A 21,078-nucleotide genomic window follows, 5' to 3' on the forward strand; every position below is an offset into this window, starting at 1 on the left:
CCAGATCGTGTTCAGGACGCGTCTGCGGCCCGTTCGAGCTCCGCGATGTCGATCTTCTTCATCTTCATCATCGCGTCCGTGGCGCGTTGTGCCTTGGCCCGATCCGGATCCTTCATCAGTTCGAGAAGACGATTCGGGACTACCTGCCAGGACAATCCGAACTTGTCCTTGGCCCATCCGCACGGGCCCTCTTCCCCACCTTCGGTCAGCCTGGACCAGTAGTGATCGACCTCAGCCTGATCGACGCACGGAATCTCGAACGACACTGCTTCCGAGAACGTGAACATCGGTCCGCCGTTCAATCCGGTGAATCGCTGACCGCCGAGCTCGAAGCTGACGGTCATCACCGATCCCGCCGGCATTCCGGAAGGCGATCCCTCGACGTATCTTTCGATTCCCAGGATCTGCCCGGAACCGAACACCGAGATGTAGAAGTTCGCTGCTTCTTCTGCTTGGTTGTCGAACCACAAACAGGGAGTGATGGAAGGCATGTTCTGTCCTTGTCGATGAGGTTACGAATCAGGTGTACAGGGTTATAGACCCGGCCCGAAGCGGAAACTCATCGCAAGGAATTACTCAAGCCGACAACGCAGAGTCGAGCATCGGCCAGGAGCGAACGAGTTCGTCGCGCCAGTACGGCCAACCGTGCGTCCCCACCGGTTGAGCGCTGCGGGTGACATCGACTCCGCGATCGCGCAACACCTGCGTGATCTGGTCGGTGCACAGGTTCGATCCCAGTTCCATGACCCCGCCAACGACCAGTACCCGGCCCAGGGCAGGAGTATCGAGAGTTTCGTGCGGGCCTGGTAGTCCCGATCCCGAGGCGAGATACACCTTGGTGCCGCGCAGCTTGTCGGCATTGGCGAAAATGTCGTGCTCTTGCCAAGCCTCACTGCCGGCCGGACCCCACATCTGCTCCGAACGGGCATTTCCGTTGATGACCACAAGATCGGTCAACGCCTTGCCGAATCCTCCGACGGTTGTGTAGCAGCCGCTGTAGCCCGCGACCGCGTCGTACAACCCGGCCGAGCGTTGGGCCAGGATCAGCGCGGCCTCTGCGCCCATCGAGATCCCGCCGATTGCGTTGTGCCCGTTCGTTGCGAATCTCGTGTCGATCAGTGGGGGAAGCTCTTTCGTGAGGAACGTCTCCCATTTCAGACGACCGAATTTCGGGTGGTCTTCCTGCCAATCGGTGTACATGGTGCCGGTTCCACCGATGGGGAGTACGACGTTCACGTTCTTGTCGGCAAAGAACGGGACGATATCGCCGTTAGCCGGAGCCAGCCAGTTGTTCTCTTCGATCTGCCCGGAATTGCCGTCCAGGAGATACAGCGTCCCGCGCGGTTCCGAGCGGTCGGCAGGAAGCAGTACTTTCACCTGCATGGTGCGCCCCATGGCGGGACTCGCGACGTCGAGAAGAACCAAGCGCGAAGACAGTTCGGTGACACTTGTTATCTTCGGGGTCTCGTCGGCGAGCGCGGTCGAGGGCAACGCAAGTAGTGAAATCAAGGCGAGCGCGCCGACGAGAACGACGCTTCGAAGGCTTGCTCGATGGGGCCTCACACGCCGAGCGACGCGGCGATCATCGGCCACGAGTCGTGTAAGTCGTCTTCCCAGTATCCCCATGAATGCGTTCCTGCCGGCTTGAAGTTGTAGCGAATGTTGTTCATACCCAATGCGTTCGTCCTGTCCGCAAGCTGGGTGGTGCAGTAGTGAGTTGCCGCCTCGATTCCGCCACCGAGTACAAGCTGCAACGCCAAATCTCTGACGTCGTTGTCGATCCGTGGATCGGCAAGCGTGTCGTACGGACCCGGAATCCCGGTTGCGGTAGTGATGTACATCGGGATTCGAGGTAGCTTGTCCGCGTTGACAACCGGATCGTGAGCCGGCCAACCCGGGCCATCGTACGGACCCCACATGTTCTCCGCGTTGCCACCACCCACTGCGACCACGAGTTTCACGAAGTCCTGACCGATGCCTGGACTCGTCATCGCACACCCGCTGAAGGACCCGACACTGTTGTACAGCGCGGGCGCCGCCATAGCCAGATCCAGTACCGACGTGCCTGCCATCGACAAGCCGGCAAGTGCGTTCTCGCCGGTCGTCCCGAACGTCGAATCAATGACTGGCGGTAGTTCTTCCGTCAGGAACGTGGTCCACATGTTGACCCCGTTGTTGTTGCCGGATTTCGCGAGGCCGGGGTCCGGCCGCTCCCAATCGGTGTAGTAGCTGAATGCTCCACCGAGAGGGGTGACCACGTTGACGTGCTTGTCCGCGAAGAACTTCGGTGCATCAGTCCGCACCGACCACGTCGCGTCGTCTTTTCCTCCGTCCACTCCATTGAGTAGGTAGAGCGTCGGAGCGGGCGTGGAGGTATCAGCCGGCCGCAAGACCTGCAACGGAATGTCGCGCCCCATCGACGGTGAGTACACCGAGATGTCGACCAGCCTGCTGTCCACCGACTGAGCGTGACCCGGTGCCGTGAGGAGCTGGAGCCCACATACTGCCGTGGCCAACGCCACGAAGACGCGGAAAACCGTTCGCAAAGCACGAGTCTCGATCATCCGGGTCACTCTCTTCGGCAGCGGAACCTTTCGAACGGTACCGGCTGAAAGAGGCAAACCCGACGTGATCGGAAAAACTCGATCCGGTCGACACGGAAAGGCTCACGCACCGAGTGCGTGAGCCTTTCTCGTCAGACGACGCTTACTTGGGCGTAACCGTGCCGCCGCTGAGCGTGGTCAGTGCGTCGACGAGACGCTGACCGAGGTTGTTGACGCTTCCGATGGCTTCACCGAGAGATCCCATGAGTTTCCTCCTGCAGTTTGTCGAAATTGAAGTAACTACACCCGGAGCGGGCGTGGCAAAGTCGCGCTGAATTAGGGGGTGGGGTCTTTGGAGATGGTCTCTACCGATCCCATGAAGGTCTTGAGCAGACCGTCAGCGCTGAACAGTGATCCCAGGCCCTGAACAACAGCGCCGAGAATTCCTTCCATTGAACCCATGTGAATCTCCTTGAGAGGTCAGAGGTCAGCTGCCGAAAAGCACCCGACAGTGCTGTGACAGCTGCGTCACATCTGTAATGTATCCGTGACGTGGGTAACACGTAATCATACGAACGACCAGTTGGCAAAGGATTCCGACAATGGGGTCATTATTTCGACTAATAAGGTCTGCTACTGAAAAAATTCCGGACAATCGGTCGAATTTCACCGATTCTGTCGTCGCATTGATCAACTGCCCCAAATCCTGCGGTTACCCACCAGTAAACTGAAATCATGTCTAGCGCAACCTCACTCACGCAAGTAGCTAATTTCCGGTGGCACCGCCATCAACTCGACCGAGCGGCTGCCGGTGACGCCGATCACAGCGATTGCAGCATTCTCGATCTCGGGATTCAGAACACCGGACCTGACGGAGCCGCCTGGGCCCTGCGGATCCGCGGCCTCCGCGGCGACGTCACTGAGCTCGCTCTTGCCTGGACGTTGCGCGGCGCTCCCCACTATTACCGTCGGGGCGACCTGCCTGCCATCGCCGTCGCCACGTCGCCGTTCAGCGAGGCTGATGCAGCCAAGCGCATTTACGACGCGAATCGGCCCCTGAAGGCCGCTGGCATCCCGACGCTGAGTGCCCTGCAAACAGTTGCTACTGCGATGCGGGACATCGTCTCGAAACCAACCGTCAAGGGCGAGATGTCCGCGCAATTGACCACGCGGGTCACCGAGCCCTTTCTGAGATTCTGCCGCCCGTGCAACGCCACTCATCTGTACGAGATGCCGTTCCGGCTCGCGGCACTTCAGGCAGGCCTCGAGCTACAGCCGGGCACATCTCCCCCAGTGCTCGAACGCATTCCGGGTTGGCGCCGACGCCCGTACACAGCCTCAGGTTCAGACGCCGATCCCCGCTTCGACGTGATTCGCGGGTATCTGCGCTTCTACGGCCCCGCCACTCCTGCTCACGTCGCGTCGTTTCTCGATGCCCCGGTCAAGGACGTCAAAGCCCACTGGCCCGTCGATGCCGGGGAGATCGAGGTGAACGGCGAGAAGCGGTGGATTCTCGAACAAGACCGCGAAGACTTGCTCGGCTCCCCCTCCGATTCGAGTACGCGCTTGCTCGGGCCTTTCGATCCGTATGTACAGCTCAAGGATCGGGAGACCCTGGTGCCCGATCCGGCCGCCCAGAAGACGGTGTGGCCGACCCTCGGGCGACCGGGCACGGTGGTGGTCGGCGGCACGATCACCGGACTGTGGCGACCGCGGGCGTCCGGAAAGAAGCTGAAGGTCGCGATCACCCCGTGGGGAACGTGGTCACGATCGGCCCGTGCAGCAGTGGCCGAGCAGGCCGAAATACTTGCCGAATTTCGCGGCGTCGAGCTCTCCGAACTGGTCGAAGTATCTTGATCGAGCCAGTGGCATCCGGATAATTCCAGCTCACACCCGCCCCGATTCGGAGAAGGAAACCCCCAACGATAACCTGAATGCGACCTTCGCACGCACCCTTGTTCAGGAGAGATGATGGCCGACTTCCTCTATGAGGACCTGTTGCCGATCGGTGATGACACCACCGAGTACCGATTGCTCACCACCGAAGGGGTGTCGACAGTCGAGGGACCGGACGGCCGCACCTTCCTGCAGGTCGAGCCGGAAGCGATGCGCTTGCTGACCGAAACGGCGCTGCACGACATCTCTCATTACCTGCGCACGGATCACCTGACGCAGCTCGCGAGCATCCTCGACGATCCCGAAGCGTCGAACAACGACAAGTTCGTCGCGCTCGACCTGCTCAAGAACGCCAATATCGCCGCTGCCGGCGTTCTGCCGATGTGCCAGGACACCGGAACCGCCATCGTCATGGGCAAGCGTGGACAGCACGTACTCACCCCCGGCGACGACGAGAAGTCCATTGCCCGCGGTGTCTACGACGCATACACGCGTCTGAACCTGCGCTACTCGCAGAACGCCCCCATCACGATGTGGGACGAGAAGAACACTGGCAATAACTTGCCCGCGCAGATCGAGCTGTACGCCGATACTGCTGCCGGACATGAGAACTCGTACAAGTTCCTCTTCATGGCCAAGGGCGGCGGCAGCGCCAACAAGTCCTACCTGTACCAGGAAACCAAAGCGATCCTGAACCCCGACTCGATGATGCAGTTCCTCGAGGCAAAGATCCGCTCGCTCGGTACCGCTGCCTGCCCGCCGTACCACCTTGCAATCGTCGTCGGCGGCACGTCGGCCGAGTTCGCGATGAAGACAGCCAAGTACGCGTCCGCGCACTACCTCGACGAGCTCCCCACCGAAGGCGCCATCACGGGCCGCGGCTTCCGCGATCACGAACTCGAGAAGAAGGTCTTCGAGCTCACGCAGAAGATCGGCATCGGCGCACAGTTCGGCGGTAAGTACTTCTGCCACGACGTCCGCGTCGTTCGACTCCCCCGCCACGGCGCTTCATTGCCCGTCGCCATTGCGGTGTCGTGCTCGGCCGATCGACAGGCGAAGGCCAAAATCACGCCGGAGGGCGTGTTCCTGGAACAGCTCGAATTCAACCCGGGCCGTTTCCTGCCCGAGGTCACGGACGCTCAGCTCGACGAAGAGACCGATGGCATTTCGGGTACCGGCAAGGGTGCTGCGGTCAAGATCGACCTCACCAAGCCCATGGCCGAGATCCTCGCCGAGCTGTCCAAGCACCCGGTGAAGACGCGTCTGTCGCTCACCGGTCCGCTCGTCGTGGCACGCGACATCGCACACGCCAAGATCAAAGAGCGTCTCGACGCAGGTGAAGAGATGCCGCAGTACCTCAAGGATCACCCGGTGTACTACGCCGGCCCAGCCAAGACGCCCGACGGTATGGCGTCCGGTTCGTTCGGCCCGACCACGGCCGGCCGTATGGACTCGTACGTCGAGCAGTTCCAGGCCGCCGGTGGCTCGATGATCATGCTGGCCAAGGGAAACCGTTCCAAGCAGGTTACCGACGCCTGCAACACCCACGGAGGTTTCTACCTCGGATCGATCGGTGGACCGGCGGCTCGTCTGGCACTCGACTGCATCAAGAAGGTCGACATCCTCGAGTACGCCGAACTGGGTATGGAAGCCGTCTGGAAGATCGACGTCGAGGACTTCCCCGCGTTCATCGTCGTCGACGACAAGGGCAACGACTTCTTCGCCCACACCGGTGAAGTGACCCTGACGATCGGCAAGCGTCCGGGCCTGTAGACGCGTCAACAGCAAAGAGCCCCGGCGAGTTTCGATCGCCGGGGCTCTTTTGTGTCTTTGTCAGGTCCAGAGCGCGGCCACGAATACGGTTACGATCGACAACCCGCCGACGACGTGCACCAGATTCGGATTGGGTTGCCCCTTCTTCTGCTTCGCCCGGGTGATCTCGGCCAGCGCCACGATCACCAGCGAAAGCACCAGCTTCACAGCGATTTTCGCGTGAATGTAGTTCTTGTCCAGCGCGCCTTCGCCCAAGCCGACGAYGATCAGGCCGGACACGAACTGCATCCTGGCACCCCACACCATGACCTCGGTGATCGAAGGAGCCTTGAGGACGGTGAAGTAGCTACCGACCAGGGCAGCCATACCGAGTAGGTGAATCACTACAAAGATGTTGTAAAGAACAGACATACGATCACTCTATCCCGTACTTCGTTCCAGGCGAACGGAACTGAGAGTTCCTGTCAGAATATCCCGGCTTCGGCTGCAGCAGAACGGTATTTGGCGGCCAACGTATCCACCGTCTCGTGTGCGTTCAGCCCACTGGGATTGGGCACGATCCACAGAGCAGCATCTTCGAAAGGCTGATCTTGCCGCCCCGCTTTGGCTCGTTTGTCAGCGAAAGCAGTGCGATAGGCGGTGATTCCGGCGAAGGCAACCACTTTCGGTTTGGTCGAACGCACGACTGCCCGCACCCGCACTCCTCCGGCGGCAAGTTCCTCTGCATTCAACTCGTCGGCTCTGGCCGTCGCGCGAACGGCGAGATTGGTGATACCGACGCCGCGATCGATCAGGTGCTGCGTATCGGCGTCCGACATACCCGCGGAAGGATCGATCGGACGCTCGATGATGCCTGCCCTCAGCAGTGCCGGGTAGAACCGATTACCCGGCCTGGCGAAATGCGCGCCGGTCGCCGCCGTCCACAGTCCCGGATTGATACCGACGAACAACAGACGACAATTCGGCCCGATCAGATCCTCGATCTCGGCGTCTCGGAACGATTCCAGTTCGGCGCGCGTGAATCCCATGCTGCCAGTACATCAGGCCGTCACGACAGCGCTTCGCGTACCTCGTCGATCGCGTCGTGCATCATCTGCTCGTACACGTCGATGTCCGGGATCGAGGCCGGACTGCTGGTGATGCTGACCGTCACCGTGTCCCCGATCCCGTGTACGCCGTGGGTCAAGGACATGACCGGTGACAAACTCGGGAAGCCCGCTGTGAACCGAACGACGCCGCCTCCGAGCACCAGATCCGCGTCACCGCGCGCGACACTCGACACCACGGTGTTGCCGGTGACCTCGTCGGGCACCGCCGTGAAATCGTATTGCTGCACGCCCCAACGGACCAGCGGGCCGGGAACCGCGTTCAGCGCGAGATCCGACGCTGCGCTGGACGGATGGGATGCCCGTGCGCGGCGCTCGTCCATCGACTCCTTGATCAGTTGGGCTCGCTCACGGAGGTCATCGACATCCGGGAACAGTCCGACACCTGCATTGCGGAAGTGGTTGCGCGCCGTGGGTGTACCCGCCTTGGCGATGGTCACCTCAGCCCCCAGTTCCGGCGGTACCGAGCCGTCTCGCTCGGTGAGGTAATTCGCCATCGCCAGCGAGATGGCTGTCATCGCTCCGACTGTGACGGATACGCCGTCGCCACGGAAATCTGCGCTGTCCCGCACGACCATGCGCACCAGTCGGTGAGATCCAGGCGGGATGTTGGAGCGCACCTTGGGACGGCTCGCCGCCTGCGGCGCAACAACTCCCGATTCGGTGTCCGCCTGCAGCTGTACCTGCGCTCGGTGCCCCGCCCGGCCGTCGCGGAACAGCGAAACAAGTTGACCCGGAAGGCGCAGGGCGGCGCGGCCCAGAATCTCGGCTGATCCGCTACGCCGCACGTCCGTCTTCTGCTGCGCGGGCAGTTGCGGCGAGAACAGCTGGCGAGCAATCGCCGACGCGCGTTTGCCGTCCGCCAGAGAATGAGCGACCTGCAGAACTGCGATCAGCGCCGGGCCGCTACAACGCGGCGCGCCGGTGACGCCGTGGAACAGGTGAAGCGTCCACGGGGACTCACGCGGGTCGACGTGGTTTTCGAGAAGCTTTTCGATTCCGTGAATACACGATGGCCACGAGTCATCCGGCAGCTCATGCACTCTCACCAACGAGGCATCGACCGGCATGGGATCCCAGAGCGGATAGTCGAGATGCCACGGTGATTCACGAATCCGAACATTGAGATCCGGAATGAGCGACGCTCGTTCCACCACCGAGCGTCGTAGCTCGTCGATCGACTGGCTCTGCCCGTCGAAACAGTAGAGCAGTAGTTGATCGTTGGGGATCTTCTCCGAAATCCAGAAGGTTTGGGCATCGGTGGGCGTCATCCGTAACACCGGGAGACGGTACCACCGGCTCGTCAGCCCTTTTCGGCAGCAGCTTTCAGCTGGGACAGGCCCTTCTCGAAATCCTTTCCGACGAGCTTGTCCATGCTGAAGATGAAACCGAAGATCTTGAAGAACAGATTCTTCTTTCCAGTCATCTTCCACGTCACCTGAACTTCACCGGCATTGGGAGAGGCACCGGCATTCGGAGAGATGAGAAAGGTGGTGACGTTCTGTGCCTTGAACGGCTTGAGGAAGGCCAGGTCCAAAACTACGCGTTCGTCTGGGACGGATTCGGTTATCACCATCGAACCGGAGCCTGCCTTCTTGTTTCCGGCCCAGGCGTACGAAGCCCCGACGCCCGCGTCAGGACCCGCGTACGTGCGCTGCATTGCCGGGTCGAGACCTTCCCAGGGCGACCACTGCGTCCACTGGTGGAAATCGTTGATCAACGCGAAGACGACCGATGCTTCTGCCTTGACGATCGTCGTACGTTCTACCAGGAATTCGTCGGAATTCTGCGRAGCCATCGTCGATCTCCAATTCTCGGGCGTGACAAGTGTTCGGAATTATCCACGGTCGACGAGATCGGGGCGAGTCGACACTCAGTCGCGCAGACACAGGCAGAAGTGGTGACCGACTGGGTCGCGGTAGACGCGGAAAGTCTGATGCTCCGGGATGCCGGTCACCCGCTGCGCACCCAGGCTGATCACCCAAGCCTCCGCGGGGTCGAGAGAATCGACGAGCAGATCCAGATGGATTCCGACGCCGGATGTCGGCCAGTCGACCGGAACAAAATCCGGAGCAAGCTGAAACGCGAGCCGCTCGCCGGCGGGTCCTTCGATCACGTGCCAATCATCTTCGTCCCGAACGCTTTTCCAGTCGAGGACCTGGACGTAGAAGTTGGCCAATGCAGCCGGATCCGGGCAGTCCAAGACTGAGTAGTCCATACCGATGTTCGGACGCGTCACTGAGCCTTCTTCTCCTGAACTTTCTTACGCACGAACAACAACGGAAGCACCAGCGTCGCAAGTGCTGTTACCAGCCACACGACGACTGTTCCCAGAATCCACGTCGAGACACCGGAGATCGACAGATTGGAGAAGAGCGACGCCACCAACAGAGCGACAAACGTCGACACCAATCCGATTCCGCCGAGAAATGCTGGTGCGTGGCGCTTTGCCACTGTCGCGATGAACGGCGCCAGGACCGACTGCGCTATCGCAAAGATCACGACCGCAACGATGAATCCGGATGTGGGCGCCGAGAAGCCCGAAAGAATCAACGACGCAACAAGAAGCCCGACAGCGGCAGAACCCAGGAAGATCGCGGCGCGAATCAGGAAGCTGATCATTTGTTGATCCTATATGTCGGAAATCGAGCAGAACAGATATTCACAATCCCAGAGATTCCTGCACCTCTCGCAATGTACGGGCCGAAGATCGGAGCCCCGAAGCCTCTTTTTCTGAAAGCGGTACCTCGAGGACTCGACCGGCACCCGCACGACCAACCATCGTGGGAAGGGACAGGCAAACGCGCTCGAGTCCGTGGACACCGGTCTGCAAGGTCGATACCGGAAGAACCCGTTGTTCGTCCCGCAACACGACTTCCGCGATGAATGCGCTCGACAATCCGATGGCGAGGTTGGTCGCACCCTTTCCTTCGATGATCTCGTAAGCACTCTCGACCACAGACTTCGCGACATTCGCGCGTAAGTCGGGGCCGAGGACGCCGCCCGACGGTCCCACGAACGAGGTTGCCGGCACCCCGCCGATGGTTGCGCTCGACCAGAGCGGAATCTCGGAGTCCCCATGCTCGCCGACGATAAAGGCATGGACGTTCTCGACCGCGACTCCGAGTTCGGTGGCCAGCAGGAATCGCAATCGGGCCGTGTCGAGCACCGTCCCCGATCCGAAAATTCGGCTGCGGTACGACGGTCCCGCAGCCTGGATCGCTGCGTAGGTCGCCACGTCGACCGGGTTGGTGACGAAGAGTAGAACCGCGTCCGGTGACACCGCCAACAGTTGTTCGGTCAGAGTCTGTGCAATCTTGACGTTCACCGCGGCAAGTTCGAGCCGCGACTGGCCGGGATGCTGTTTTGCGCCCGCGGTGACGACGACCAAGTCGGATCCCGCGGTGACCGAGATGTCATCACCTCCCTCGACGGTGCACGGCGGTGTGAACTGGGTTCCGTGGTTGAGATCGAGAACTTCGGCACGGACCTTTGCACTGTTGGTGTCGTAGAGGGCGAGCGCGTCGGCTGATCCGCGTATCAAGCACGCGTACGCAATCGCAGTGCCGACGCTTCCCGCACCGACAACGGACACTTTTCGCCTGGATGAACGATTCGGCGTCGTCATGGGTAAATGGTGCTCGCTCGATAACGATTTCGCAGCACAACGGATTGCCAGCCTCTTCTCAGGGTTTGGATGCCGGCCTCTCAGAATTGACGTGGATCATCGCTGGCATGGCTGAGGTAACCGTTCTTGCAGTTGGCGGCACCGGCGAATCCCACGTCGGCGACCACGGCGCGCGTGTGCGCGGACTCCTCAGTGCCGTCACCGACGAACTCGACAGTCGATTCGATTCTCGCTGGGTCGCCTATCCCGCGTCGTACGGCCCGGTCGCCGACGGCGGCCTGAGCTTTCGGCACAGCACCGCGATGGGTGTGAAGGCCCTCTCGACCGCAATCGCAGAGACAGACGGCCCAGTCATGCTGATCGGATACTCACAGGGATGCACCGTGATCCGCGCGGCTCTTCCGACATTTACTTCTCCGACGACTTCTCCGACGCTGAACGGCGCCAACATCATCGGAGTCGGACTGATCTCCGATCCACAACAACCGACCGGCGTCATCGAAGGTTGCGAGGGACACGGAGTTGCCGGCGACGGACCCGAAGTCCAGCCGTGGATTCCGGTCAAGTGGATCGGGCACCCACAGGACATGATCTGTAATGCCAGCGACGACAGCTACATTCGGGACATCGCAGACTTGACGCGCTGGATGTCCTTCTCCCAGGCACGCGTGTGGGCACAAAAAGTTTGGGAACTACTTCGTAGCAATGCTTTCCAGAATGCGCAGAAGACTCGTTTCAGTCCGAAACAGTGGCGCACCGATCTACGACGCATTCGCACCGCGTTCCTCGAAGTCCTCGGCTATCTGCCGACGCGGTTGACCCTGAACCGCTTTCAGCTCGAGAACCCTCGCGGCGGTAGACACATCAGCTACGCGATCGAACCTCTCGACGAGAGCGGACTGACCGGGTGCGAGCTTCTGGCGTCGTGGATGAAGGTCCAGGCAAACGGCGTCGAGCAGCGCGTTCACGCAGCCTGACTTTTACCGTTAGTTTACCTAACGAACCCCGGCGAGCCATTCGACGCCCTTACGTTCCTTTCATGCAACTGAGCAGAATATTGTCGTGTGCCGCCGTGACCGTCGCACTCCCCCTCACCGCCCTGGCGACCCCAGCCGGCGCATCGCCAACCGGCAGTCTCGACTGGTCCGGTTCGTTCGGTAGTTCAGCACCCCAGCCGGTTTCGACGTTCGACGTCCAAGCCCACCGCGGCGGGCTCGGCCTGTACACGGAGAGCAGCCTGGCCGCGTTCTCCAATGCTCTCGAAATGGGCGTCAGCACACTGGAACTCGATACCCAGATCACCGAAGACGGGATCGCTGTCGTCACGCACGATCGTAAGATCTCGAACAAGAAATGCCTCGACACCGAGCCCGCCACTACCGGCGACCCGGAGTTCCCGTACGTCGGCAAATTCGTCAACACGCTGAGCCTGCAACAGATCAAGACCATGGACTGCGGCACGCTCCCCCTTGCCGGATACCCTGAGCAGCAAAATGTTCCGGGAGCGAAAATGCAGACACTCGAAGAAGTGCTCGCTCTGGTGAAGTCGTACAACGCACCCGGAATCAAGCTCAACATCGAGACCAAGGTGGAAGCGGGAGCGCCCCACGAGACCGCCCCGCGTGAGCAGTTCGTCTCTGTAGTCCTCGATACGATCCGGGCAGCCGGATTGTTGGACAGCGTCACCATTCAGAGCTTCGACTGGGGCTCGCTCATGCTCACCCGTCAACTCGCGCCGAGTGTGCCCGTGGTCGCGCTCACCAACGGTGACTTTCTCCAGGTAGGCAAGGACGGAGCGTCACCGTGGCTCGGCGGTCTGGACATCGATGATTTCGGTGGCGACGGCATCGCGGCGGTGGCAACCTTCGGCGCCTCCGCCTACTCCCCTGTCCAAGGAACTCCCCAGGGCGGAAAGGTCGGCGACCCCGGCTTCGCCTTGTACCCGACAGCCGACATGATCGCGAGCGCACATGCGCGTGGGATGAAGGTCATCCCGTGGACCGTCGATGATCCCGCCACCATGCACGCCCTCATAGACCTGGGTGTCGACGGAATCATCACCGATTTCCCCGACCGTCTCCGCGCCGTCCTGTCCGAGCGCGGTATGCCGCTACCAGCGCCTGCGGTCAAGAAGTAACCTCCACCGCGCACCGAAGCAGGTACCTGAACAGGTACTTCGGCCGATGTCCGCGGGGTGTCGCCGGACGCATCCTGGACAGGTACTTGCTCGGGTGATCGGAGGTGAATTCTGATGATGTCTTTGAAGGATCAGTTGGACAACTGCGAATACCTACTTGCCGACGCGGAAATGGCGGGTGACTGGAATGCTGTTCGGCGATTCAGGGAATACCGGCTGAGGCTCGTTCGACAACTGTGCAGGCAAAGGGCTGCCGGTCTCTGCGCCTAGAGTCCTCACGTCAGCCGTATCTGAACTGAGTCCCTCTGGGCGGTTACGATCCGCCGTCGCCCGAGTCACAGTCGGGTGCTCTCACCAATTGAGCTACAGAAGGTATGGACCGCAGTGCTTTTCGACTGCGATCTTTCTCTGCCGAACCATACGGGCCCGCATCTCGCCTGCGCTACTGATTTTCCGACTCGACGATCTCTGGTGACCACCGCTCCGAGTTGGTCCCCACGTCCCCGCGGGGACGTCTCCGGCAAGGCCGCACCGAATCACCGCTGACCAGCAGTCGATGGGATGATTACCTGTGTGTCCATGTCCCCACCGCTGCCCGTCAAGAACGGGGTTGGCCCGACGCGTCTACGCATCCCGCTCTCTGGGCCATGGACGACGATCGCCGAGTACGTCGTAGCCAAGTTCGACCATCTGGACGCCGAAAACCTGTATCGGCGGTTCGACGACGGCGAGTTCGTGGGTATCGACGGCCACCCGATCTGCCGGAGCGCCGAGCTCAGCGCGCACCGGTTCGTCTGGTACTACCGCGAGTTACCGGCGGAGGACCCGGTGCCGTTCCGCGAGGAGATCCTGCACCTCGACGACGATCTCGTCGTGATCGACAAACCACATTTTCTCCCGACCACCCCCAGCGGGCGTTACCTGCGCGAGTCGGCGCTCGTCCGACTGCGGGTCCGCCTCGACAACCCAGATCTGACCCCGATCCATAGACTCGACCGCGGCACCGCAGGCGTGGTGATGTTCTCAGCTCGCCCCGCGACGCGCGGCGCGTACCAGTCACTGTTCGAGAAGCGGCAGGTCACGAAGGTCTACGAGGCGGTGTCGGCGCGACCGTCCCGGTGGGACCAGGATGCGCCAGCGCTCGACGTCCCTCTCGTTTACCGCAACCACATCGAAGCTCGACGCGGCGAGTTGCGGGTCGTCGTCGACGACAGCCGTGAACCCAACTCCGAGACCATGATCGAGGCGCGAGGGATGGGCGTGAGCGCCTCCGGACGTGCTGTGCTGCACACGGTTCTACGTCCGCAGTCCGGACGGATGCACCAGTTACGGGTGCATCTGGCAGCTCTCGGCGCCGGGATCCTGGGCGACCGGCGATACCCCGACCTGCTTCCCGACGCCCCGGACGATCATTCCCTCCCCCTCCAATTGCTCGCGAGGGAACTCGAATTCACCGACCCGTTGACTGGGAGAGCGCGGCGGTTTGTGACACGTCGGACGCTCAGCGAGTTGCCCGTGGGGTGAGGACCAGAAGCCGGATTTAGACGTTGAAGCGGAACTCCACCACATCGCCGTCGGCCATGACGTATTCCTTGCCCTCCATGCGGACCTTGCCTGCAGCCTTGGCTGCGGCCATGGAACCCGCCTCGACGAGGTCGTCGAAGGACACGATTTCAGCCTTGATGAAGCCGCGCTCGAAGTCGGTGTGAATGACGCCGGCAGCCTGGGGCGCGGTGTCACCCTTGTGGATCGTCCAGGCGCGAGCTTCCTTCGGACCAGCCGTGAGGTAGGTCTGCAGTCCGAGGGTGTGGAAGCCGGTACGCGCGAGAGCGTGCAGGCCCGGCTCGGTCTGACCGATCGAGTCGAGCATTTCCTGGCGGTCTTCCTCGTCGAGCTCGAGGAGTTCCTGCTCGACCTTCGCGTCGAGGAACACAGCGTCGGCCGGTGCAACGGATGCGCGCAATTCCGCAACCTTCGCTGCGTCGGTGAGCACAGACTCGTCGGCGTTGAAGACGTACAGGAAGGGCTTGGTGGTGAGCAGACTCAGCTCACGCAGCAGCGAGAAGTCGAGCTTGTCCTTGACGCTGAACAGCGTCGTCCCCTCGTTGAGGAAAGCCTGAGCCTTGAGTGCCTCGTCGTGCGCCGGCTTGAGCTCCTTGTTCTTGCGAGCTTCCTTGTCCAGACGCGGGAGAGCCTTCTCCAAGGTCTGCATGTCGGCGATCACGAGCTCGGTCTCGATGACTTCGATATCCGAGGCCGGGTCGACCTTGCCGTCGACGTGGATGACGTCGTCGTCGGCGAAGACGCGAACTACCTGGCAGATGGCGTCCGCTTCACGGATGTTGGCCAGGAACTTGTTACCAAGGCCTGCGCCCTCGGACGCGCCCTTCACGATTCCCGCGATGTCGACGAACGACACGGTCGCGGGGAGGATGCGCTCGGAGCCGAAGATCTCGGCGAGCTTCTGCAGCCGCGGATCGGGCAGCTCGACCAGGCCGACGTTGGGTTCGATGGTCGCGAACGGGTAGTTCGCTGCCAACACGTCGTTGTTGGTCAGTGCATTGAAAAGGGTGGACTTGCCGACGTTGGGCAGTCCGACGATTCCGAGGGTAAGGCTCACGGTCTGTGGATTCTACGGCCTCGCGGCGACGTGACGGGTACTCGCCCCACCGTCACGTCGCGGCAGGTGATCAGTTGTAGGTATACGAATCGACGGACGACACGATCGCAACCAGGAAGATGACGTAGAACGCGATGAACAGCACCCAGCAGATGACGGCTATGAGGAGCGAGATCTGCCCGAGCTTCTTCACGCGCTCGGACGCGTACTGCGCGCTCTGGTGATCGCCCATCGCCCACTTCGGGTAGATGTCGTGGAGATGGTTGAACGCGGCGAACGCGATAGGCCAGAAGAAGATGATCGACGCGACGGCCCATCCCGCGTTGGACTTCGGCGGACCGTACTGAGGCGCCGCGTACGTGGGTGCGGCGCTGTACTGCTGGGTCGCGCTGTACTGCTGACCGGTCGGATACTGCTGTCCGGCTGAGTACTGCGGGTCGGTCGGGTACTGCTGGCCCGTCGGATACTCCTGGCCTGCTGAATATTGCTGACCGGCTGAATACTGCTGCTCCTTCGGATCCTGCGGGTCGGTCGGATATTGCGGTTCGGTCATCATTCCCCCAAAGAGTCGGATTCGGTTCTCTATCGCAGAACCTAGTGGAGACTTACCGCTGCCGTGTCACAGTGGGCGCCTACGCTCTCGAGGTGACTCGGATGCTGATCGTGCTCTTGATATGGATAGTGGGTCTCGGCACCGCCGCGCTCGCAATTGTCGCCTCGCCCGGATGGTGGGTGATCGCTGTCGTCACTCTCGCGCTGGCGGCGATGGGCACCTACGACCTCACTCAGAAGTCCCACAGCATCCTCCGTAACTATCCGGTCCTGGGGCACGCGCGATTCCTCCTCGAGAAGATTCGACCGGAGATCCAGCAGTACTTCGTCGAATCATCCACCGATGGGATGCCATTCGATCGCGAAACGCGAGATCTGGTTTACGAGCGTGCAAAGGGAACACTGGCGGAAGAGCCCTTCGGGACCGAGCGCGACGTCAATGCGATCGGCTACGAGTTCATGACGCATTCGATTCGCGCACGGACCGCCCCCGACACCGTTCCGCGAGTTCGGCTCGGCGGACGCGATTGCACGAAGCCGTACGACATCGCTCTCTTAAACGTCTCCGCGATGAGCTTTGGGTCGTTGTCCGCCAACGCAATCGAGGCCCTCAACGCCGGCGCCGCCAAAGGCGGCTTCGCCCACGACACCGGCGAAGGCGCGATCAGTCCGTATCACCGCAAACACGGCGGCGATCTGATCTGGGAAATTGCCTCGGGATACTTCGGATGCCGAACCGAGGACGGCCGATTCGATCCTGACCGGTTTGCCGAGCGTGCCGGCCTCGATCAGGTGAAGGCCATTTCGATCAAGCTCTCGCAAGGTGCGAAACCCGGGTTGGGTGGCGTGCTTCCCGGAGTCAAGGTCTCCCCCGAAATCGCTGAAACCCGCGGGGTACCCGTCGGCCAGACCGTGATTTCGCCACCCGCGCACACCGCGTTCAGCACTCCGGTCGAACTGGTCGATTTCATCGCGACCCTGCGAAAACTGTCGGGCGGCAAGCCGGTCGGGATGAAACTGTGCGTCGGCTCGCGTCGTGAATTCCTCGGAATCTGCAAGGCGATGATCGAACGCGGCATCACGCCGGACTTCATCATCGTCGACGGTTCCGAAGGCGGCACCGGCGCTGGTCCGGTGGAATTCGAGGACCACATGGGCATGCCGTTGACCGAAGGCCTGATGCTCGTGCACAACGCCTTGGTGGGAACCGGTCTGCGCGCTCTCGTGAAAGTCGGCGCTTCCGGAAAGGTGGCGAGCGGTTCCGACATCGTCAAACGCATCATCCAAGGCGCAGACTTCACGATGGCTGCCCGCGCAATGATGTTCGCAGTGGGCTGCATTCAGGCCCAGATGTGCCACACAAACCGCTGCCCGGTCGGCGTTGCCACTCAGGATCCGGCACGCACCCGCGCACTCGACATCCCCGACAAGAGCGAGCGCGTCTACCGCTTCCAGAAGGCAACTGTCGCCAGCGCACAACAGATGATCGCGTCGATGGGCATCGATTCGTTCGACCAACTGCAACCGGGAATGCTCAACCGCCGCGTCGACGGTCTCACCACGCGTACCTATGCCGACCTGTTCGACTGGCTGATGCCGGGCGAACTGCTCGACTCCCCGCCGCAGAGCTGGCTCACCGATTGGATCGACGCCGACGCTCACCGATTCTGACGCCGGTCGACTCCCGCGCCACAGATCGCGCGGATTCACCCGTCTGGTCCTACAGTGACAGATGGCCCGCTGTGACGGCGGCCACACGTGCACTAGTGGACGGAGTTCGACGATGAGCTTGACGACTGCGCCGGAACCAAATGTCGAGTACCTGAAAACCGATCCTGACCTGCCACCTGTCGGGGTCATCGACAAAACACCCATCTCCACCACTGCGCGCGTCGTCTTCCTCGTTCTCGGACTGGTCGGCGCGGGCTCCTGGTACATGATTGCGATCGTCCGCGGTGAACACATCAGTGCTGTGTGGTTCGTGTTGGCCGCAATCTGTACCTATCTGATCGCCTACCGCTTCTATGCGCGGTTGATCGAACGCAAGATCGTCAAGCCTCGCGACGACGTCGCAACTCCCGCCGAAATCATGGAGAACGGCGCCGACTACATGCCGACCGACCGTCGGGTGCTGTTCGGTCACCACTTCGCGGCAATCGCCGGTGCCGGTCCCCTGGTCGGACCCGTCCTGGCCGCGCAGATGGGATACCTACCGGGAACGATCTGGATCATCGTCGGCGTGGTGTTCGCCGGGGCGGTGCAGGACTTCATGGTCCTGTGGATCTCGTCGAAGCGCCGCGGGCGCAGCCTCGGTCAGATGGCCCGCGAAGAACTCGGCCTCGTCGGCGGCGTCGCCGCATTGATCGGCGTGTTCGTCATCATGATCATCCTCATCGCGGTGCTCGGACTTGTGGTCGTCAATGCGCTCGCCGAGTCCCCGTGGGGTGTGTTCTCGATCGCGATGACCATCCCCATCGCCCTGTTCATGGGCGTGTACCTGCGGTATCTGCGGCCGGGCAAGGTTTCCGAAGTCTCCCTGATCGGCGTCGTCCTACTCCTCCTGGCCATCGTCTCCGGTGGTTGGGTAGCCGATACCGGTTGGGGCGCAGACTGGTTCACACTCTCGAAGGTCACCATTGCGTGGCTGATGATCGCGTACGGATTCGCCGCTTCGGTGCTGCCGGTCTGGCTGCTCCTGGCACCGCGCGACTACTTGTCGACGTTCATGAAGGTCGGCACCATCGCATTGCTGGCCATCGGAATTCTGGTCGCACGACCCGCGCTGAACATGCCTGCAGTGACGCCGTTCGCCTCCAACGGCGAAGGCCCGGCCTTTGCCGGTTCACTGTTCCCGTTCCTATTCATCACCATTGCCTGTGGCGCACTCTCGGGCTTCCACGCGCTGATCGCGTCCGGCACGACGCCGAAGCTGCTCGAGAAGGAAAGCCAGACCAAGATGATCGGTTACGGCGGCATGCTGACCGAATCGTTTGTCGCAATCATGGCTCTGGTCACCGCCTGCATCCTCGATCAGCACCTGTACTTCGCACTCAATGCTCCCGCGGCGCTGACCGGTGGAACACCGGAAACCGCAGCCGAATACGTCAACAATCTGCCCCTCGGCACCGCCCCCATCACACCGGACGTGCTGACGCAGGCAGCCGAGGCCGTCGGGGAAGAATCGATCATCTCGAGAACCGGCGGCGCCCCGACGCTCGCGTTCGGCATGTCCGAAGTGCTCAGCGACGTCTTCGGCGGCGACTCGCTGAAATCGTTCTGGTACCACTTCGCGATCATGTTCGAGGCTCTCTTCATCCTCACCACGATCGATGCCGGCACTCGCGTCGCTCGATTCATGCTCTCGGACTCGCTCGGCAACTTCGGCGGTCCGGCAAAGAAGTTCAAGGACCCGTCGTGGCGCATCGGTGCGTGGCTGTGCTCGCTGATCGTGGTCGCTGCGTGGGGCGCGATCCTGCTCATGGGTGTCACCGACCCACTCGGCGGAATCAACACGCTTTTCCCGCTCTTCGGCATCGCCAACCAACTTCTGGCCGCGATCGCACTGACGGTGGTCATGACGATCGTCATGAAGAAGGGCCTGTTCAAATGGGCCTGGATCCCCGGCGTGCCATTGGTGTGGGACCTGGTCGTGACTATGACCGCGTCGTACCAGAAGATCTTCTCCGACAACCCCGCGATCGGTTACTGGGCTCAGCACAACGTGTTCAAGGATGCGAAGGCAGCAGGTGAGACGGCGCACGGTTCTGCGAAGACTCCGGAGGCCATCGATGCCGTCATTCGCAACACCTTCATTCAGGGCACGTTGTCGATCATCTTCGCGTCACTGGTGATTGTCGTGGTCATCGCCGGGATCATCGTATGTGCCAAGGCAATCCGAGCGGGCGGGCTGCCGACCACCGAGTCCCCGGAGGAACCGTCGAAGATCTTCGGTCCCGCAAGCTTCATTCCGACGCCCGCGGAGAAGGAAATCCAGAAGGAATGGGACGAGCTCATCAAGGCCGGGAAGGTCCGGGCACCCGGCGCCGCGCACGGAGGTGGGCACTGACCATGACCATGACGGCAAAACTCACCACAGCGTTCCGCGGAACGCTGTGGTGGGTTCGCTCGGTGATGGGTGATCTCGACTATCAGCGCTACGTCGAGCACACCCGACGCCACCACGCCGACTCACCGGTGATCAGCGAACGAGAGTTCTGGCGCCGCCGGCATGCAGCAGCCGACGCCAACCCGGGCGCCCGCTGCTGCTGAATCCGGTCAGGGGCAAGTGGCCTTCGCGAGTTCGTAAATGTGGCCGGCCTGCTCGTCGGTGGGCTTGTTGCCGTTGTTCTCGGCCAGGTCGGTGATCTTGGACTTGACCTCCGCCTCGTCCGTGCCGTTGGCGACCTCGGTGCACGTGGTCGTCAAGATCTCCTCGATGTCTGCGTCGTCGCGGTTCTCCGCCAATGGTGCGTAAGCCCCACGGAAGGTGGCGACGAACAGCGCCGTCTTGCCCTGGTCGATGGCGTTGCCCGCTGACTGCTTCGCCGTCTCGAGCGCCTGTTGCCCGCTCGTGACTGCCTCGCTGATCTTGTTCTGCGCGTTGTCCTGATCCTCGGTGCTACACGCGGTGAGCCCGAGAACGACGATTGCTGCTGCCCCGACTGCTGCTGCGATTCTCATGACGGAAATGTTAGTCCGCCTGGCATGCTTCAAAACACAGTATTGAAGCGCAACACACGAGTTATCGCATGCAGTCGTTACGATCAGCTCAGCTAGATCACCGGATTCTCACATCGGCGAGGAGATCCCTGCGCCGACGGAAA

22 protein-coding genes and 1 tRNA gene are annotated in these 21,078 nt (G+C 61.6%); 8 read left to right on the top strand and 15 right to left on the bottom strand.

Annotated elements, in window-relative coordinates; all coding sequences use genetic code 11:
• Positions 1–11: 11 nt before the first annotated feature.
• From AC1DWA_RS08530 to AC1DWA_RS08545, 4 genes are all read right to left on the bottom strand, one after another.
• The gene (locus tag AC1DWA_RS08530; RefSeq protein WP_007726307.1) at positions 12–491 is read right to left on the bottom strand and encodes a VOC family protein; all 480 of its coding nucleotides are present in this window, start codon (positions 489–491) and stop codon (positions 12–14) included.
• Positions 492–576: 85 nt separating this feature from the next.
• Positions 577–1,563: an alpha/beta hydrolase gene (locus AC1DWA_RS08535; protein ID WP_244891481.1), complete on the bottom strand. Its 987-nt coding sequence runs from the start codon at positions 1,561–1,563 to the stop codon at positions 577–579.
• Positions 1,560–2,564 carry an alpha/beta hydrolase gene (locus AC1DWA_RS08540; RefSeq protein ID WP_060939504.1) on the bottom strand — a complete coding sequence of 335 codons (1,005 nt, stop codon included), beginning with the start codon at positions 2,562–2,564 and terminating at the stop codon, positions 1,560–1,562. Before AC1DWA_RS08540 ends, AC1DWA_RS08535 begins: the two co-directional genes overlap by 4 nt.
• Positions 2,565–2,879: 315 nt before the next feature.
• Positions 2,880–3,005, bottom strand: a complete 126-nt coding sequence (locus AC1DWA_RS08545; protein ID WP_019744544.1) for a hypothetical protein — start codon at positions 3,003–3,005, stop codon at positions 2,880–2,882.
• Between the two features lie 273 nt (positions 3,006–3,278).
• Between AC1DWA_RS08545 and AC1DWA_RS08550 the strand changes: the two genes are divergently transcribed.
• Positions 3,279–4,400, top strand: coding sequence for a winged helix DNA-binding domain-containing protein (locus AC1DWA_RS08550; RefSeq protein ID WP_477846205.1), 1,122 nt, complete (start codon positions 3,279–3,281; stop codon positions 4,398–4,400).
• A 114-nt stretch (positions 4,401–4,514) separates the two neighbouring features.
• Positions 4,515–6,212 carry a fumarate hydratase gene (locus tag AC1DWA_RS08555; RefSeq protein WP_003945198.1) on the top strand — a complete coding sequence of 566 codons (1,698 nt, stop codon included), beginning with the start codon at positions 4,515–4,517 and terminating at the stop codon, positions 6,210–6,212.
• Positions 6,213–6,272: 60 nt separating this feature from the next.
• Here the strand turns inward: AC1DWA_RS08555 and AC1DWA_RS08560 are convergent, their stop codons facing one another.
• The 7 genes from AC1DWA_RS08560 to AC1DWA_RS08590 form a co-directional block, all read right to left on the bottom strand.
• Positions 6,273–6,623, bottom strand: coding sequence for a hypothetical protein (locus AC1DWA_RS08560; RefSeq protein WP_477916593.1), 351 nt, complete (start codon positions 6,621–6,623; stop codon positions 6,273–6,275).
• A 53-nt stretch (positions 6,624–6,676) separates the two neighbouring features.
• Positions 6,677–7,240 carry a mismatch-specific DNA-glycosylase gene (locus tag AC1DWA_RS08565; protein ID WP_019744548.1) on the bottom strand — a complete coding sequence of 188 codons (564 nt, stop codon included), beginning with the start codon at positions 7,238–7,240 and terminating at the stop codon, positions 6,677–6,679.
• Between the two features lie 20 nt (positions 7,241–7,260).
• Positions 7,261–8,589: a WS/DGAT domain-containing protein gene (locus tag AC1DWA_RS08570; protein WP_477846206.1), complete on the bottom strand. Its 1,329-nt coding sequence runs from the start codon at positions 8,587–8,589 to the stop codon at positions 7,261–7,263.
• A 32-nt stretch (positions 8,590–8,621) separates the two neighbouring features.
• Positions 8,622–9,116 (bottom strand): SRPBCC family protein, encoded by a 495-nt coding sequence (locus tag AC1DWA_RS08575; RefSeq protein WP_477916595.1) that lies wholly within the window; start codon positions 9,114–9,116, stop codon positions 8,622–8,624.
• 75 nt (positions 9,117–9,191) lie between these two features.
• Entirely contained in the window at positions 9,192–9,557 is a 366-nt protein-coding gene (locus AC1DWA_RS08580; RefSeq protein WP_019744551.1) for a VOC family protein, read from the bottom strand.
• A complete protein-coding gene (locus AC1DWA_RS08585; RefSeq protein WP_019744552.1) occupies positions 9,554–9,940 on the bottom strand; it encodes a phage holin family protein in 387 nt (128 codons plus the stop codon). The genes AC1DWA_RS08580 and AC1DWA_RS08585 overlap by 4 nt, the downstream gene beginning before the upstream one ends.
• Before the next feature lie 40 nt (positions 9,941–9,980).
• Positions 9,981–10,946, bottom strand: a complete 966-nt coding sequence (locus AC1DWA_RS08590; protein ID WP_019744553.1) for an L-lactate dehydrogenase — start codon at positions 10,944–10,946, stop codon at positions 9,981–9,983.
• A 107-nt stretch (positions 10,947–11,053) separates the two neighbouring features.
• Here AC1DWA_RS08590 and AC1DWA_RS08595 point away from each other — a divergent pair, with 107 nt between their 5' ends.
• Together AC1DWA_RS08595 and AC1DWA_RS08600 are read left to right on the top strand one after the other, a co-directional pair.
• Positions 11,054–11,923 carry a PE-PPE domain-containing protein gene (locus tag AC1DWA_RS08595; protein ID WP_445387247.1) on the top strand — a complete coding sequence of 290 codons (870 nt, stop codon included), beginning with the start codon at positions 11,054–11,056 and terminating at the stop codon, positions 11,921–11,923.
• Between the two features lie 95 nt (positions 11,924–12,018).
• Positions 12,019–13,083: a glycerophosphodiester phosphodiesterase family protein gene (locus tag AC1DWA_RS08600; RefSeq protein WP_477846207.1), complete on the top strand. Its 1,065-nt coding sequence runs from the start codon at positions 12,019–12,021 to the stop codon at positions 13,081–13,083.
• A gap of 300 nt (positions 13,084–13,383) precedes the next feature.
• Here the strand turns inward: AC1DWA_RS08600 and AC1DWA_RS08605 are convergent.
• Positions 13,384–13,456 (bottom strand) — tRNA-His (locus AC1DWA_RS08605).
• Between the two features lie 188 nt (positions 13,457–13,644).
• Here AC1DWA_RS08605 and AC1DWA_RS08610 point away from each other — a divergent pair.
• Positions 13,645–14,607, top strand: coding sequence for a pseudouridine synthase (locus tag AC1DWA_RS08610; protein ID WP_141488643.1), 963 nt, complete (start codon positions 13,645–13,647; stop codon positions 14,605–14,607).
• A gap of 16 nt (positions 14,608–14,623) precedes the next feature.
• On the opposite strand, the gene ychF is transcribed toward AC1DWA_RS08610, so the two are convergent.
• Both ychF and AC1DWA_RS08620 read right to left on the bottom strand, forming a co-directional pair.
• Positions 14,624–15,703, bottom strand: a complete 1,080-nt coding sequence (gene ychF, locus AC1DWA_RS08615) for a redox-regulated ATPase YchF (RefSeq protein ID WP_019744568.1) — start codon at positions 15,701–15,703, stop codon at positions 14,624–14,626.
• Between the two features lie 70 nt (positions 15,704–15,773).
• Positions 15,774–16,259 carry a CD225/dispanin family protein gene (locus AC1DWA_RS08620; protein ID WP_477846209.1) on the bottom strand — a complete coding sequence of 162 codons (486 nt, stop codon included), beginning with the start codon at positions 16,257–16,259 and terminating at the stop codon, positions 15,774–15,776.
• Between the two features lie 89 nt (positions 16,260–16,348).
• Here AC1DWA_RS08620 and AC1DWA_RS08625 point away from each other — a divergent pair, with 89 nt between their 5' ends.
• The 3 genes from AC1DWA_RS08625 to AC1DWA_RS08635 all read left to right on the top strand — a co-directional run bounded on the left by AC1DWA_RS08625 (position 16,349) and on the right by AC1DWA_RS08635 (position 20,524).
• On the top strand, positions 16,349–17,926 hold the full coding sequence (locus AC1DWA_RS08625; protein ID WP_024487321.1) for an FMN-binding glutamate synthase family protein: 1,578 nt from the start codon (positions 16,349–16,351) through the stop codon (positions 17,924–17,926).
• Between the two features lie 112 nt (positions 17,927–18,038).
• Positions 18,039–20,321 (top strand): carbon starvation CstA family protein, encoded by a 2,283-nt coding sequence (locus AC1DWA_RS08630; RefSeq protein ID WP_019744571.1) that lies wholly within the window; start codon positions 18,039–18,041, stop codon positions 20,319–20,321.
• 2 nt (positions 20,322–20,323) lie between these two features.
• Positions 20,324–20,524, top strand: coding sequence for a YbdD/YjiX family protein (locus tag AC1DWA_RS08635; protein ID WP_019744572.1), 201 nt, complete (start codon positions 20,324–20,326; stop codon positions 20,522–20,524).
• Positions 20,525–20,530: 6 nt separating this feature from the next.
• Here AC1DWA_RS08635 and AC1DWA_RS08640 read toward each other — a convergent pair whose 3' ends face one another.
• Positions 20,531–20,935 carry a hypothetical protein gene (locus AC1DWA_RS08640; RefSeq protein WP_019744573.1) on the bottom strand — a complete coding sequence of 135 codons (405 nt, stop codon included), beginning with the start codon at positions 20,933–20,935 and terminating at the stop codon, positions 20,531–20,533.
• Positions 20,936–21,078 lie beyond the last annotated feature (143 nt).

The organism is Rhodococcus sp. P4_F3_2 (assembly GCF_056401335.1).